Genomic DNA, 13,631 nt, shown 5'->3' with positions numbered 1-13,631 from the left:
AACTATTGTTCGGAGATCCTGGAGGCGCCACCCGGATTCGGACCGGGGGTCAAGGAGTTGCAGTCCTTTGCCTTACCACTTGGCTATAGCGCCGTGGATGTTTTTCTCTGCAATCGGAAGAAGCACATGTGCCGACTTTTGCCGACACAACCAAAATGTACAGAGAAAAAATGGAGCGGATTACGAGGCTCGAACTCGCTACCTCCACCTTGGCAAGGTGGCGCTCTACCAGATGAGCTAAATCCGCATAATGGCGACCTGGATGGGACTCGAACCCACGACCTCCGCCGTGACAGGGCGGCGTTCTAACCAACTGAACTACCAGGCCATGTGGTGGGAACAATAGGGCTCGAACCTATGACCCTCTGCTTGTAAGGCAGATGCTCTCCCAGCTGAGCTATGCTCCCACATTTTTCAGGCTTTTGAGATTTCGTTTTGTGTATCTCTCCAACCGACTTTTATATTATACACTAATACTTTGGATTTGTCAAGTGTTTTTTCAAAATTTCCAAAAAAATTTTTGAAAGCCCGCAAATGGCTCTGTTACGCAGTTCATGGTATATTATATACGCTTATACTCAAAAAAATTCCGCATCGGAGAAAAATTTTTCTTTCGATGCGGAGATTTAATAAAAGTTACTTTACAAACTCAGACACATCGGGAACAGTGAACTTTTCCGCAGGAACTGCCCTGCCCTTGTACTTCTTCCGCTCCTTCTGGTTCTTGATGACCTTCTGCCTTGAAAACTCTTCTCTCTCCTTTTCCTCCAGGCTGTTCTCAATGAACTTAGCCGTGGTCTCATATCGGGGGATAACGATGTTTTTCAGGGCGTTTGCTCTGGTCTGGGTCTTTTTTATGGCATTTGCAAGGCGGAACACGCTGTTATCCACCTCTGCAAGCATGGCGGTCATCTGCTTTACACGTCCGAATGAGATGTACGCCACATCTACATTGCCGTCTGTATTCTCAAAGCCGTATGGTATGGAGCTGTCAGGCGGGTCAAGTGTTACCTTAGGCAGCTCGCAGCCCATAACGCTTCTGTAGGTTACGTTTACGCTTTTCTCCACAGGCATACCCTCAGCAACACGGCTGATAAGTCCCATGGTGATATTGGCCTTCTGAAGCGCATTATAAGCGTCCTTGTAGGTCTCGGAAATGGAAGATCTCAGTGCCTTTGCGGCATCTACCATCATCATAAGCTCTCTGATAAGAACGTTGCGCTTTCTGTCCAGCAGCTCATAGCCTACCTTCGCCAGCGACAGCGATTTTTTTACATTAAGCAGATTTCCTTTGGTAGGAAAAACCTGATCGGCCAATTATCCCGCCTCCGTTTCCTTTCTTATAATAATCGAAGCTGTTATTCTTCAAACTGAGCCGCAGCATCGGGATCGTACTTCTGATCCAGAAGCTTTTCATCAACACGATCAAGAGCGGAACGGGGCAGAGTTGAAAGCAGCGCCCAGCCCATGTCAAGAGTCTCGTCAATGGAACGGTTCTCATCAAACCTCTGGTTCAGGAAGTGCTTTTCAAAAAGGCGGCCGAATCGCAGATAAGCCTTATCCAGCGATGAAAGCTCGTCCTCACCGATAACGGAAGCCAGTGAACGTGCATCCTGCACCTTTGCATATGCCGCAAAGAGCTGGTTTGCGCAGTCGGAGTGGTCTCCTCTGGTATAGCCCTCGCCGATACCGTCCTTCATAAGTCTTGAAAGGCTGGGAAGTACGGATACGGGAGGATAAATGCCGTTCTGGTCAAGGCTTCTGTCCAGAACTATCTGACCCTCGGTGATATAACCTGTAAGGTCGGGGATAGGGTGAGTGATATCATCGTTGGGCATTGTAAGAATGGGTATCTGTGTAACAGAGCCTTCGGAGCCTTCAACAACGCCTGCTCTCTCATAAAGGGAAGCAAGGTCGGAGTACAGATATCCGGGGTAGCCCTTTCTTCCGGGGATCTCGCCCTTGGAGGAGGAGAACTCACGCAGAGCCTCGGCATAGCTCGTCATATCCGTAAGGATAACCAGAATGTGCATATTCTTCTCGAATGCCAGATATTCGGCAGCGGTAAGCGCACACTTAGGTGTAAGTATTCTTTCGATGATAGGGTCATTTGAAAGGTTCAGGAACATAACGACCTTCTGGAGAACGCCGCTTTCCTCGAAGCTTCTGCGGAAGTAATCGGCGATATCGTTCTTAACGCCCATTGCCGCAAATACCACCGCAAAGCCCTGACCGCTGTCCTCAGCGATCTTAGCCTGTCTTACTATCTGCACCGCAAGCTTGTTGTGGGAAAGACCCGAACCTGAGAATATAGGCAGCTTCTGACCTCTGATAAGGGTCATCAGCGCATCAATGGAGGAAATACCTGTGTTGATGTAGTTTCTGGGGTAGGAACGTGCAACGGGGTTAAGGGGACGGCCGTTGATATCCTCATACTTTTCCGCATAGATATCGCCCAGACCGTCAATAGGTCTGCCTGCGCCGTTGAACACACGCCCCAGAAGCTCCTCGGAAAGAGGCATCTCCATGGGCTTGCCCGAAAACTTTGTTCTTGTATTGGTAAGGGAAAGTCCCTTTGTTCCCTCGAACACCTGAAGTATGGCTCTTGTGCCGTCTATCTGAACAACACGGCCTGTACGTGTGGAGCCGTCGGAAAGGGTTATCTCCGCAACTTCATCGTAGGAAACGCCCGTAACGTTATCGAGGGCGACAAGAGGACCGTTGATTTCTTTCAGTCCGAGATACTGTACAGCCATTATCTTCCCTCCTCAGTGCACTGCTTTACAACATTCTTTACCGCCTGGTCGATATCAACGCTCAGGTCTGTGAACTTATCGTCCATAACGGACTTGTCGTTGGGAATGTCGTATTTCATCTTGATAACACGCTCGAACATACCCGTTTCAAGGAGCTTGCTGAACGGAACGCCCTGATTTACAGCCTCACGGCAGTTATCGTAAAGCTGAATGATGATCTTCATCATCTTGAACTGCTTGTCAAGGGGAACATAGGTATCGTCCTTATGATAAGCGTTCTGCTGCAGGAAACCTACTCTTATAACACGGGCAGTCTCGATGACCAGCTTCTGGTCGTCGGGGAGAACGTCCGCACCGATAAGCTTTACTATCTCCATCAGCTTGTTTTCCTCACTGAGCAGCGAGGATATCTTCTGACGGCAGGGCAGGAAGTCGGGTGATACGTTCTTGTAGTAATACTCGCCCAGATCGTCAGTATATTCGGAGTAGCTGTTGTTCCAGTTGATAGCGGGATAGTGTCTTGCATACGCAAGAGCCTTGTCCAGCGCCCAGAAGCAGCGGACGAAACGCTTTGTGTTCTGTGTAACAGGCTCAGAGAAGTCAGAACCCTGAGGTGATACCGCACCGATGATGGTAACGCTTCCCTCTTCTCCGTTAAGGCTCTCAACATAGCCTGCACGCTCGTAGAACTCGGAAAGACGTGAAGGAAGATATGCAGGGAAGCCTTCCTCTGCGGGCATTTCCTCCAGTCGTCCGCTTATCTCACGGAGAGCCTCCGCCCATCTTGAGGTGGAGTCCGCCATGATAGCGATATGATAGCCCATATCACGGTAATATTCCGCAATGGTGATGCCTGTGTAAATGGAAGCCTCACGGGCAGCAACGGGCATATTTGATGTGTTTGCGATAAGCACAGTTCTGTCGGTAAGGGGACGGTTGGTCTTGGGGTCGATAAGTCCCGAGAATTCCTCCAGGACCTGGGTCATCTCGTTTCCACGCTCTCCGCAGCCGATATAAACGATGATATCTGCGTCACACCACTTAGCCAGCTGGTGCTGGGTCATGGTCTTTCCTGTACCGAAACCGCCGGGAACGGCAGCTGTACCGCCCTTTGCAATGGGGAGAATGGTATCAATGACACGCTGACCTGTGATAAGGGGGCGGTCGATAGGCAGTCTCTTTGTAAAGGGTCTGGGCTGCTTGATGGGCCACTTCTGGCAGAGGGTAAGCTCATGCTCATTGCCCTCAGCGTCCTCCACACGAAGGATAACATCATTCAGATGATATTCTCCGTCAGGAGCAGCATATGTTACCTTGCCCGAAATATTGGGAGGCACCATGCAGCGGTGCTCAACAACGGGAGTTTCGGGGCAGGTGGCATATATAGTGCCGCCTGTTACCATGTCACCCACGGAGGACTTGACAGTTACCTTCCAAAGTCTTTCGCCGTCAAGGCTGTCAACGTTTGAGCCAGTGTCGATATATGCCCCTGAAAGCTCCTCCATCTTTTTAAGAGGGCGCTCGATGCCGTCAAATATATTTGAGATAATGCCGGGGCCGAGGACTGCCGAAACGGGAGCGCCCGTTCCGATAACAGGCTCGCCGGGGCGAAGTCCTGTTGTCACCTCATAGACCTGAATGGTGGTCTCCTCAGAATTTACGCTTATGACCTCGCCCATAAGGTGCTTTACACCCACATAGACCATTTCCATCATGGAAAAGTCCGCAGTGTCACGAACCTTTACGACAGGGCCGTTTATTGAATATACGGTATTCACTTGCTGTCTCCCTCCTGTGCAGTCATAAGATTTCTTGACGCAAACAGGCTCTGCTGTTCCTTGAGAGCGCAGTCATATGTCCTGTCGGTAACAGTTCCCTGCTCTCTGCGAAGAACAAGATATCCGCCCAGCTTGACGGAATCGTCCGCAGCAACGGAAGCGCCCTCGCCTGCTGCGGCAAGGAGCTTGTCGCTAAGCCCCATATCCTCGGGAGCGATACATATCTGAGCGCCCTTCATATCGCCTTCCTTGGCGATCATGGCGCACATACTGTCTGCATACTGCTCCGAAGTGCGGTACTCTGCGATCTGCTTCCTGATATTGTCAAAAAGCGTCTTTGTAAGCTCCTCCCTGCAAAGAAGGACCTGCTTTTTCATATCCAGCTCTGCCTTGGAAATCATACGCACATATTTTCCGGAAAGCATTTTCTTGGTATCGCTGAGCTTGCGCTGCTTAGCCTCCTCAGCATTTTTCTGAGCTTCGGCAAGTATATTTGCGCATTCATTTTCAGCGTCGTTCTCGATAGCCCTTACCTGCTGGTTAGTGGTGGCCTCAACAGCGCTGATAAAGCGTTCAAGCTTTTCCTTTTCCTGTTCCAAGGTATCATTCCTTTCTCTTCTTGAATTTTGTGGATCACAGCTTTATGCCGATAGCCTCCTGAACATATCGGGAGATGGACGCCGTAACGTCCATGTCGGCATGACGGTCGGGGATCTCGGAGATGATAGGCGACGGCCTTGTGAGCTTCAGCTCGTTTACCTTGTCCTCTATCAGGTCGATAAGCTTCTCCGTCATAAGTATAACGGCAATGTCCTTGTCGTCCATGGCATTCATAAGAACTCTTTCGGTCTCCTGAGCCTCATGGACAACAACGCCTTCAATTCCCGCAAGCCTCATTCCCGTAACGGTATCGACATTGTCGCTGATCAGAAAGAACTTCATTTCAGCCTCCGTTCGGAAATTACGCCAGAGCCTGAATGATAAGGAATGCGATAAGGAATCCGTAAAGAGCGACACCTTCGCCAAGTGCTACGAAGATCATAGCCTTACCGAAGCTGGAAGGCTCTTCAGCAACTGCGCCTATAGCAGCGGGAGCAGCGTTTGCAACTGCGATACCGCAGCCGATGGAGCCAAGACCTACTGCAAGGCCTGCTGCAAGGTAGCCGAGACCTGCTGCATTTGTAAGAACGTCTGCAGCCTCAGCTGTGGCCTCAGCGGAAACGAAGCCGCCGATAGGAAGTGCAACTGCAAGGATCATAATGCCAAAGAATGTGCAAAGGTTGCCGATGATAGCTCTCTGAGCCTTTTTGCCGTCAGAGAAGTGCTTTATTCTGGAAAGAACGGGAAGAGTGAGAAGTGTAACGATAACGAGGGGAAGTAAGAAAATATACATTTTAGTATCCTCCTAAAAATTATTTTATTATTCAATGATCTCATCGTAATTGACGGTAACGGGCTTGAACGCCTTGCCGCCGCCTGCATAGTAACGGGAGAACATCTCGTAGAATTCAAGTCTCAGCACCTGGATACCTACCAGAAGTCCCTCAAGGCATATAACGAACAGGTTGCCCAGTACCATTACCAACGGAGAGAATTTGCCTGACATATCCGCCAGTGAAAGAACAACGCTCATCATGCCTGCGTGTGAGAGGACGAAGCCGCCGACTCTGACAAAGGAAAGGGTGTTTGTGGCATAGCCCAAGAGATACTCAAAGCACTCGAAGAAGTTTGCCGCAATAAAGTCGCCCACGCTTTCGTGGAGGTGGAAGCCCTTGCCCTTTACAAGATCGCCCAGAGGCTCTCTCAGGAACATAACAAAGAGGGGAAGAACGATAAGGCAGATAACGTAAACAGGTCCGCCTACCTTGAAGCCCAGCATTGAGCCGAGAAGCAGTCCCAGCAGCGAGCAGTAGAACACAAGTCCCGCCAGACCGTTATTGGAGAACAGCGCCCGTTCCAGATCCTTGTCCTTGAAGCCCATTATCATATTCACGATCACCGAGATTATGATGATGGCAATACCGATGCCGATAGCGGCATAAAGCACAGTGTTAATGTTGTGGATAGCCTTGAAGGGCAGAAAGCTTATTCCCATTGAAGCATAAAGGGGATCCATCAGGTCTTCATAGCCGAATACGCTTCCGTAAATCGCACCGAAGATCATGCTCGATACGCCCAGTCGCTCCATTATGCGGCCCAGGGTCATCTTCTTGGTTTTCCAGAGGATTATACCCAGTATCAGCACCAGCAGACCCTGACCCACATCACCGAACATTATACCGAACAGCAGCGTGTACGTAATAGCCACGAAGTTTGTGGGGTTGATGTCGTTGTATGCGGGAAGTCCGTACAGATCAACGAACATTGAGAAAGGCTCTGCGAACTTGTTGTTTTTGAGCTTTACGGGAGGCTCGATATCGCCGCTTTCCGTGCAGGGCTTTATTATGAGCGAAACGCTCTTTAAGTCCTCGAAATACTTCTTGAACCGCTCTGCGTCGGCTGCGGGAACAAATCCTACGATGTAGAACTTGTCTCTTATGAGAAGCACCTTTTCACGAAGCTCAAAGGTGTCGTGCATTGCCTTGAATTTGGAGTAATACTTGCAGAGCTTTTCACGGTTCTCTTCCGCAAAATCCTGTATCTTCTTCCTGCAGTCCTCCACATTTTTCTTGTCCAGCTCAATATCGTCCTTGAGCGCCTGTGAAGCCTCGCCCGCATTGCCGTGAACGAAGTCGGGCAGATGGATACGGTCAAAATACAGTGACTCCAGGATCTTGTCTATCTCCTCGATATCGGAAGCGGGAGCAAAGCAGAAGCCGTAGCAGTATTCCTTGTCCCGTCCGTATGCCAGGAAGTAGAAGTTCTTGTCGTTATAATAGGGCAGCTTGTCGTAGCTGTCCACGGGAAGCCGTCCGAAACGCACCTTGATGTGCTGGCAGGCGAATATCTTCTGGAAGTCGATATTCATAGAGCCTACCCCCTCGCCGCCGCTCAGGTGCATTACCTGCTCCAGCGCCATGGTGTGGGAGCTGTACTCCTCCTCCGCCTTTTTCTGTTCCGCACGCAGCTTCTGCAGGTTGTTGCGCATTGTGTGGACTTCGTCCCTTATCTTATCCGCATCGCTGTCATGGATATCGGAGCAGTCGGCCTGATGAGGCTTAATGCCCGTTATGCCGAATATCTCAGACATCATTTTCAGCGTTGACGTGTAGGGATTTTCTCGCTTCGGCGCAGCCTTTGACTGGGACGAATGAGCAACTGCGGCATTCTCCATATGGAAGCAGCCGCATGAGCTGATTATCTCCAGCACTGCGTCAAGGTCGCTGTCCACGCCCGCAATATCTGCGAACATCATTTTTTCGATGGATGACATTTTTCTTATACACCGTCCCTTACTTTAAGTAATTAAAAGCTCACTGATCTCCTTTGCGGGAAGATCGTAGCGGATACCCTCGATTATCCTTATAATGTTCTTTACCTCAACCTCAGCAAGGGAGTTAAAGGTAAAGAAGCACTCTGGAGCCGACCTTGCGCTGCTGAAAGCACGCTTGGTCTGCTTGAACCTGAGCCTTGCCAGAGCCGTATCGGGTTCGGCCATATCAATGCCCTGCTCCGCCATTTCTCTGCCGTAATAGCCTGCAGCCAGTGTTTTCAGGAATTCCTGATCGTTCTGGGCGGAGTAAAGCTCGTCCATTTTTCTCTCGGGAATTTTCAGATACACGGGGATCATTCTGGACTTTACCGTTTGCTGATCCGCATTGAAGAAGTGTATCATTCTGTAGGCATTTGCGATGTTGATGGTGTCTATCTGAGTTCCCAGATAGCTTTTCAGGCGTTTTTCCGTCTCACCGCCGAACTTGTGCAGCGATGCCACCAGTCGTCCCGAATAATATGTCCTCAGGCTCAGCTCGCAGGCAGCATAGTCGATGTGACCGTCCGCTAGCTCAGGCTTGTACTTTTTCAGGATATCGTGATAAGGGGTCTTTGCCGTAAGGTCAAGAAGCTCATCATAGCTCTTTACATGAGCCAGGTCCATCAGGTTGAAGGACGTGTATTTGTTCATGTAAATGGGCAGCGTGGTGATGTGGTCGCCCGTGCCTGCGTTAAGGTGAAGGATACATATAAGTATCTCATCTATCTCCGTCTTGATGATGATGTAGTTATAAAACTCATCACCGCCCAGTTTTTCAAAGCCGACTATTCGGAAATAATTCTCCATAAGGCTTCGGCGCAGGATATTTTCCAGGTTTCCTCTGTGGATATTCTCAGTGTCAACGCCGTCCAGCCACCTGCTGAAATAAGTGTTGCGCTTCAGATAATCCGCAGCGTCCGATACGGAGGTGCAGCTCAGCAGCGCCGAATAATCCTCGGGCTTGAGCCTTTTTCCGTAAACGGCGTGCATCTTCGCCACCGTAGCATTAAGATTTCTTCTGCCGCTTGATCTGCCTTCTGTTTTCAACTTGTCTCCCCTCCTTTCCCGTCATGGTGATAACATCATTCGTCGTTTCCCGAGATGACCTTTCTGAAGATCTCCTCCTGCCATGCGGCGGAATTCTTCTCAAAGCTCTTCTTCATTTCGGAAACACGTCTGACTTCTTCCTCTTTAAACTCCCTGATGCGGGCGTCTGCCTTGTCGGCTTCGCTTTTTTCTATCTGCCTTATCTCGTCCTCGGCGCTTTTTTCAGCATCAAGTATCATCTGATTTTTTTCGGTAGTAGCCTTTTTGATAGCGTCCAGCTTGTTTTTTTCAGCCTCCGCCAGCTTGTCGGACGCCTTTTTGTCAATGTCCAGTATGGACTGGATAACGTCGTCCATTGCCATTCTCCTTTCGTATAATTGCAGCTATAATCAAAAGGGGCAATATGCCTGCGCAGATCACATACATATTGCCCCTCTTTGGTCAGCATTTTAGTTTTTAAGACTGTGAAGAGGAGCAGGTATCTGTCCGCCTCTGTTGATGAACTTGGAGGGTGAGAAGGTGTTTACCTTCATAACGGGACCCTTTCCGAAAAGTCCGCCCCAGTCAAGCACATCGCCTTCCTTGCAGCCAATGGCAGGGATAACTCTTACCGCAGTGGTCTTGCAGTTTACCATGCCTATAGCAGCTTCATCAGCGATTATTCCCGAAATAACGTCCGCAGTGGTGTCGCCGGGAATAACTATCATATCAAGTCCTACGGAGCAAACAGCGGTCATAGCCTCCAGCTTTTCGATAAGAAGTGAGCCGCTCTCAGCCGCAGCGATCATTCCTGCGTCCTCGGAAACAGGGATAAATGCGCCCGAAAGTCCGCCTATTCTGGAGCAAGCCATTACGCCGCCCTTCTTAACAGCGTCGTTGAGCATAGCAAGGCAGGCAGTGGTTCCTGCGCAGCCGCACTTCTCCAGACCCATTTCCTCAAGAATGTAAGCAACGCTGTCGCCTACTGCGGGAGTGGGAGCAAGGGAAAGGTCAACTATGCCAAAGGGAACGCCCAGCTTTTCGGAGGCTCTTACGCCTACCAGCTGACCTACTCTTGTGATCTTGTAAGCAGTTTTCTTGATGATATCAGCCAGACCGTTGATATCAGCGTCGGGATACTTTTTCAGCGCCGATCTTACAACACCGGGGCCCGAAACGCCTACGTTTATGATGCAGTCAGGCTCGCCCACGCCGTGGAATGCGCCTGCCATAAAGGGATTGTCGTCAACAGCGTTGCAGAAAACAACGAGCTTTGCCGCACCGAAGCACTGCTGGTCAACAGTAAGCTCGGCAGCCTCTCTTACAATACTGCCCATTATCTTTACTGCGTCCATATTGATACCGGTCTTTGTGGAGCCGATGTTTACGGAAGAGCATACGCAGCTTGTGGAAGCCAGAGCCTCGGGGATAGAGCGGATAAGCCTCTCATCTCCTGCGGAGAAGCCCTTCTGAACAAGTGCGGAATATCCGCCGATAAGGTTAACGCCGCAGGTCTTGGCAGCTCTTTCCATAGTAAGAGCGAACTTAACGGGGCTTGCATTGCACGCCGCCGAAACGATTGCGATAGGCGTTACCGAAATTCTCTTGTTTATGATGGGGATACCGTATTCCTTTTCGATCTCCTCGCCTGCCTTGACAAGATTTGCGGCACAGCGGGTGATCTTATCGTAAACCTTGTCGCACGCCTTGTCGATGTCGCTGTCGATGCAGTCCATCAGGGAGATACCCATTGTGATGGTTCTGATATCCAGGCATTCGTCCTGTATCATGCGAATGGTTTCGAGAATGTCATATACATTTATCATAAGTACAAATCTCCCGAAAAGTTATATACTGTGCATGGAATTGAAAATATCCTCATGCATTGTGTGGATCTTAAGACCAAGGCTGTCTCCCAGAGCGGAAAGCTTATCCTGGAGTACGGAGAAATCCCCGCTGAGCTTGGTGATGTCCACCAGCATTATCATTGCGAACATATCCTGCATAACGCTCTGAGTTACCTCAATAACGTTGGCGTTGCTCTCAGCGCAGATGCTGCTTACCTTTGCAAGAATGCCAACGGCGTCTTTGCCGATAACGGTAATAACTGCTTTCATAAAAAAACCATCCTTTCCGTGCAAAGCCGAGCTTCGCAGCGAAATATTCTGTGGGCTATCCCGCAAATACCAAAGCGGCAGTGCCTTTGCGGCGCCTTTAATGTGATAGTATTATATCACAAAAATATTAACAAATAAACATTTTTCTGGTATCTATTGAAAAATCATTTATACTTGGCATAAAAAATGTCACTTTCTTGTTGCTTTTTTCACAGCCTCCACTGCTTTTATGAATCTCAGAACTTCCTCCGATGGATTTTTTCCGTAAAGCAGACCATACGGCATCTCATATTCCCACTCCACAGGGATAGTCACAAGCGAAGGGTGGATATTGCTCCAGCACTCGAGATTCAATAGCAGACTGCCCGTGCGGACGCATTTGTTATACACTGAAATGTCATAGTAATGATCCGTGTCCTCGATCTTTATCTGCGGATATTTTTCAAGCTCCGCCCGAATGCTGTCATTTATGGGTGAGTCCCCTGCCTTTACCATCATAAGCGTCTCGCCGAACAGGTCGGATATTTTCAGCTTTTTCTTTCCCGCCAGCCTGTGACCCGCAGGAACGGCTATACACTTTTTATATGCGCCAAGCTTCAGCATATTGCATCTTTCCAGCCATTTTGCCGAGTCGCATACGCCAACTATAATGTCAAAATCCGTGCCTATCCGCTCTATCACCGACAATATGCCGCTGTGCTCATCGTCAAATGGCACCACGGATATCTTGAACTCGGGGAAATCCCTGCTGACCTCGTTCCACAGGTCCATGAACGGCTTGCATGGGTTAAGAAGAGAGCTTCCCACACGCAGAATACAGGAGCTTTCCGCCGCAGCACGGCGAGCCTCCTCCGCAGCCTCACGGGCAAGCTCGGACATTATTTTCCCTTGGCGGTAGATGACCTCCCCCGCCTCGGTGAGCTTTATCCCACGGTAAGTGCGCTCCGCCAGCTTCACACCCAGCTGGTCCTCCAGAGCATTGAACTGCTTCATCACCGCCGCAGGGGTCACGAACAGCTTTTCCGCAGCCTTGTTGAAGCTGCCGCAGTCAGCCGTGCATAAGAATACCGAAAGTCTGCTGCTTATCATGTTAACACCTCAGATCAGCATTTACTTTAAGTTAATGCTATTATAGCTTATTTGTAATTCACTGTCAAGCCAATTTGATACTGATCTTCAATCGCTCTATAGGCAAAGCCGACAGATGAAATAAGACCAGTCAAGGAAAGCGACCGCAGGCGGGCTTGCCGCCCGGCAAGGGAGCTTGACGAAGAATGGGCTTATTTCAGCCGAGGATTTGTCTGTAGGTTGATTGAAGATTAGTATTATATATAATATAGCTAAAGTAAAAAGCAGAACAAGCAAAGGAGGATATTGTATGCCGGCACTTATAGCATATTATTCAAGAGCCGATGAAAACTATTTCGGCGGAACACTCAGATATATCGACAAGGGCAACACCCAGATTGCCGCAGAGATACTGCAAGCTCTCACAGGTGCGGATATGTTCAGGATCGAACAGCTCATACTAAGCACCAATTAAAAACTATACAAAAATCGAGCATAATCTTGCATATATGGATTATGCGATGTTTTTTTGTCTATAGTTTTATTGGGGATTAGTATTATCTGCACCGCAGGCAGCGGCTGGTATGTTGAAGAGGGCAAAGCCCCCAGAAGCCTTGACCCCGGCGATGTAGTCGTTATCCCTCCCAATGTAAAGCACTGGCACGGTGCAAAGAAGGACAGCTGGTTCAGTCACATAGCCGTTGAAGTTCCGGGAGAGAACACCTCCAACGAATGGTGCGAACCTGTCACCGACGAAGAATACAATAACCTATAAGCCATAAAAAAAGCCGTACAGCCCAATGACTGTACGGCTTTTATCAGTTCCAAGCCTGACCGAAAATAACATTTCTGCCGTGGAGGAAGGTTTTAAGCTCTCTGAATATCTTTCCTGCGTCATGCTTTGCCTCAGCAGAAAGGGGAATAAACTCTGCTATATCGCCGCAGATATTTTTCAGAGCATTGTCAGCCTCCTCAGCACCATCAGCCATAACAGGGAGAATATATATCTGACAGTCGGGGAATTTCTTCTTTATATCGGAAACAAGCTCCTTGTACTCATATGAAAACTCGCCTGCAAGAAAGCCCTCAGCCTTGATATCCTCATCGCCGAAGCAAAGGAATATCTTTGAAGGTTCAAGAGCCTCCGCCTGCTCCATAACAAAATCACGGGCATCGGCAAGCTTTGCGCCCTTTTCGCTGCGGTTATACACCCTTGCGTCAACATCAAAATCCTGCATCAGCTCGTTGATAGGGAAATCATGAGCAAATGTGGAGCCTGCAAAAAGCACCTGATTTTTAACGGCACATTCATTAAGTACGGAGTAATAGTTTTTCATAAAAAGACTTCCTTTCAAGGTTCTGTATTATATTAAGAGCCTGAAAAGACACAATGCGAAAAGATCGGAAAGAAATCTGCGCGCACGACCTCTTCTCTGCTTTTTCTCTTCTCGTAACTCGGGATAACGCTGTGCAC

The 13,631-nt window shown here is 49.2% G+C and carries 14 protein-coding genes, 4 tRNA genes and 1 pseudogene; 2 read left to right on the top strand and 17 right to left on the bottom strand.

The window, feature by feature from the left end; all coding sequences use genetic code 11:
* Positions 1-19: 19 nt before the first annotated feature.
* From OCV68_RS10865 to OCV68_RS10790, 16 genes are all read right to left on the bottom strand, one after another.
* Positions 20-93 (bottom strand) — tRNA-Cys (locus OCV68_RS10865).
* Between the two features lie 78 nt (positions 94-171).
* Positions 172-247 (bottom strand) — tRNA-Gly (locus tag OCV68_RS10860).
* Between the two features lie 4 nt (positions 248-251).
* A tRNA-Asp gene (locus OCV68_RS10855) sits at positions 252-328 on the bottom strand.
* A 3-nt stretch (positions 329-331) separates the two neighbouring features.
* Positions 332-407: transfer RNA gene (locus OCV68_RS10850), tRNA-Val, on the bottom strand.
* A 229-nt stretch (positions 408-636) separates the two neighbouring features.
* On the bottom strand, positions 637-1,317 hold the full coding sequence (locus tag OCV68_RS10845; RefSeq protein WP_022474920.1) for a V-type ATP synthase subunit D: 681 nt from the start codon (positions 1,315-1,317) through the stop codon (positions 637-639).
* Between the two features lie 41 nt (positions 1,318-1,358).
* Entirely contained in the window at positions 1,359-2,756 is a 1,398-nt protein-coding gene (locus OCV68_RS10840; protein WP_262572589.1) for a V-type ATP synthase subunit B, read from the bottom strand.
* Complete coding sequence (locus OCV68_RS10835; protein ID WP_262572587.1) at positions 2,756-4,534, bottom strand: V-type ATP synthase subunit A; 1,779 nt, start codon at positions 4,532-4,534, stop codon at positions 2,756-2,758. The genes OCV68_RS10840 and OCV68_RS10835 overlap by 1 nt, the downstream gene beginning before the upstream one ends.
* On the bottom strand, positions 4,531-5,133 hold the full coding sequence (locus OCV68_RS10830) for a V-type ATP synthase subunit E (protein WP_262572585.1): 603 nt from the start codon (positions 5,131-5,133) through the stop codon (positions 4,531-4,533). Before OCV68_RS10830 ends, OCV68_RS10835 begins: the two co-directional genes overlap by 4 nt.
* A gap of 34 nt (positions 5,134-5,167) precedes the next feature.
* A complete protein-coding gene (locus tag OCV68_RS10825) occupies positions 5,168-5,476 on the bottom strand; it encodes a V-type ATP synthase subunit F (RefSeq protein WP_022474924.1) in 309 nt (102 codons plus the stop codon).
* Positions 5,477-5,495: 19 nt separating this feature from the next.
* Positions 5,496-5,927, bottom strand: a complete 432-nt coding sequence (locus OCV68_RS10820) for an ATP synthase subunit C (RefSeq protein ID WP_022474925.1) — start codon at positions 5,925-5,927, stop codon at positions 5,496-5,498.
* 27 nt (positions 5,928-5,954) lie between these two features.
* Complete coding sequence (locus OCV68_RS10815) at positions 5,955-7,907, bottom strand: V-type ATP synthase subunit I (protein ID WP_022474926.1); 1,953 nt, start codon at positions 7,905-7,907, stop codon at positions 5,955-5,957.
* Positions 7,908-7,931: 24 nt separating this feature from the next.
* Entirely contained in the window at positions 7,932-8,993 is a 1,062-nt protein-coding gene (locus OCV68_RS10810; RefSeq protein ID WP_022474927.1) for a V0D/AC39 family V-type ATPase subunit, read from the bottom strand.
* A gap of 35 nt (positions 8,994-9,028) precedes the next feature.
* Positions 9,029-9,349, bottom strand: a complete 321-nt coding sequence (locus OCV68_RS10805; protein ID WP_147622549.1) for a hypothetical protein — start codon at positions 9,347-9,349, stop codon at positions 9,029-9,031.
* Between the two features lie 93 nt (positions 9,350-9,442).
* Positions 9,443-10,798, bottom strand: coding sequence for a PFL family protein (locus tag OCV68_RS10800; RefSeq protein ID WP_022474928.1), 1,356 nt, complete (start codon positions 10,796-10,798; stop codon positions 9,443-9,445).
* A 21-nt stretch (positions 10,799-10,819) separates the two neighbouring features.
* A complete protein-coding gene (locus OCV68_RS10795; protein ID WP_022474929.1) occupies positions 10,820-11,089 on the bottom strand; it encodes an ACT domain-containing protein in 270 nt (89 codons plus the stop codon).
* 189 nt (positions 11,090-11,278) lie between these two features.
* The gene (locus tag OCV68_RS10790; protein ID WP_262572580.1) at positions 11,279-12,178 is read right to left on the bottom strand and encodes a LysR family transcriptional regulator; all 900 of its coding nucleotides are present in this window, start codon (positions 12,176-12,178) and stop codon (positions 11,279-11,281) included.
* A gap of 289 nt (positions 12,179-12,467) precedes the next feature.
* Between OCV68_RS10790 and OCV68_RS10785 the strand changes: the two genes are divergently transcribed.
* Both OCV68_RS10785 and OCV68_RS10780 read left to right on the top strand, forming a co-directional pair.
* Positions 12,468-12,632: an NADPH-dependent FMN reductase family protein gene (locus tag OCV68_RS10785; protein WP_262572578.1), complete on the top strand. Its 165-nt coding sequence runs from the start codon at positions 12,468-12,470 to the stop codon at positions 12,630-12,632.
* Positions 12,633-12,704: 72 nt separating this feature from the next.
* Positions 12,705-12,932: pseudogene (locus OCV68_RS10780) on the top strand (cupin domain-containing protein); the annotation flags it as partial.
* Between the two features lie 43 nt (positions 12,933-12,975).
* Here OCV68_RS10780 and OCV68_RS10775 read toward each other — a convergent pair.
* Positions 12,976-13,494, bottom strand: coding sequence for an SGNH/GDSL hydrolase family protein (locus OCV68_RS10775; RefSeq protein WP_147622554.1), 519 nt, complete (start codon positions 13,492-13,494; stop codon positions 12,976-12,978).
* Positions 13,495-13,631 lie beyond the last annotated feature (137 nt).

It is taken from the genome of Huintestinicola butyrica (assembly GCF_025567215.1).
Lineage (GTDB): Bacteria > Bacillota > Clostridia > Oscillospirales > Ruminococcaceae > Huintestinicola > Huintestinicola butyrica.
The sequence above is the reverse complement of the archived record's forward strand: the minus strand, read 5'-3'. Positions and strand labels throughout refer to the sequence as shown.

Coding starts and splice junctions, on each gene's coding strand:
- OCV68_RS10840 (WP_262572589.1), bottom strand. CDS start 2,756: ATGGCTGTACAGTATCTCGGACTGAAAGAAATCAACGGTCCTCTTGTC.
- OCV68_RS10825 (WP_022474924.1), bottom strand. CDS start 5,476: ATGAAGTTCTTTCTGATCAGCGACAATGTCGATACCGTTACGGGAATG.
- OCV68_RS10820 (WP_022474925.1), bottom strand. CDS start 5,927: ATGTATATTTTCTTACTTCCCCTCGTTATCGTTACACTTCTCACTCTT.
- OCV68_RS10815 (WP_022474926.1), bottom strand. CDS start 7,907: ATGTCATCCATCGAAAAAATGATGTTCGCAGATATTGCGGGCGTGGAC.
- OCV68_RS10805 (WP_147622549.1), bottom strand. CDS start 9,349: ATGGACGACGTTATCCAGTCCATACTGGACATTGACAAAAAGGCGTCC.
- OCV68_RS10800 (WP_022474928.1), bottom strand. CDS start 10,798: ATGATAAATGTATATGACATTCTCGAAACCATTCGCATGATACAGGAC.
- OCV68_RS10795 (WP_022474929.1), bottom strand. CDS start 11,089: ATGAAAGCAGTTATTACCGTTATCGGCAAAGACGCCGTTGGCATTCTT.
- OCV68_RS10790 (WP_262572580.1), bottom strand. CDS start 12,178: ATGATAAGCAGCAGACTTTCGGTATTCTTATGCACGGCTGACTGCGGC.
- OCV68_RS10785 (WP_262572578.1), top strand. CDS start 12,468: ATGCCGGCACTTATAGCATATTATTCAAGAGCCGATGAAAACTATTTC.
- OCV68_RS10775 (WP_147622554.1), bottom strand. CDS start 13,494: ATGAAAAACTATTACTCCGTACTTAATGAATGTGCCGTTAAAAATCAG.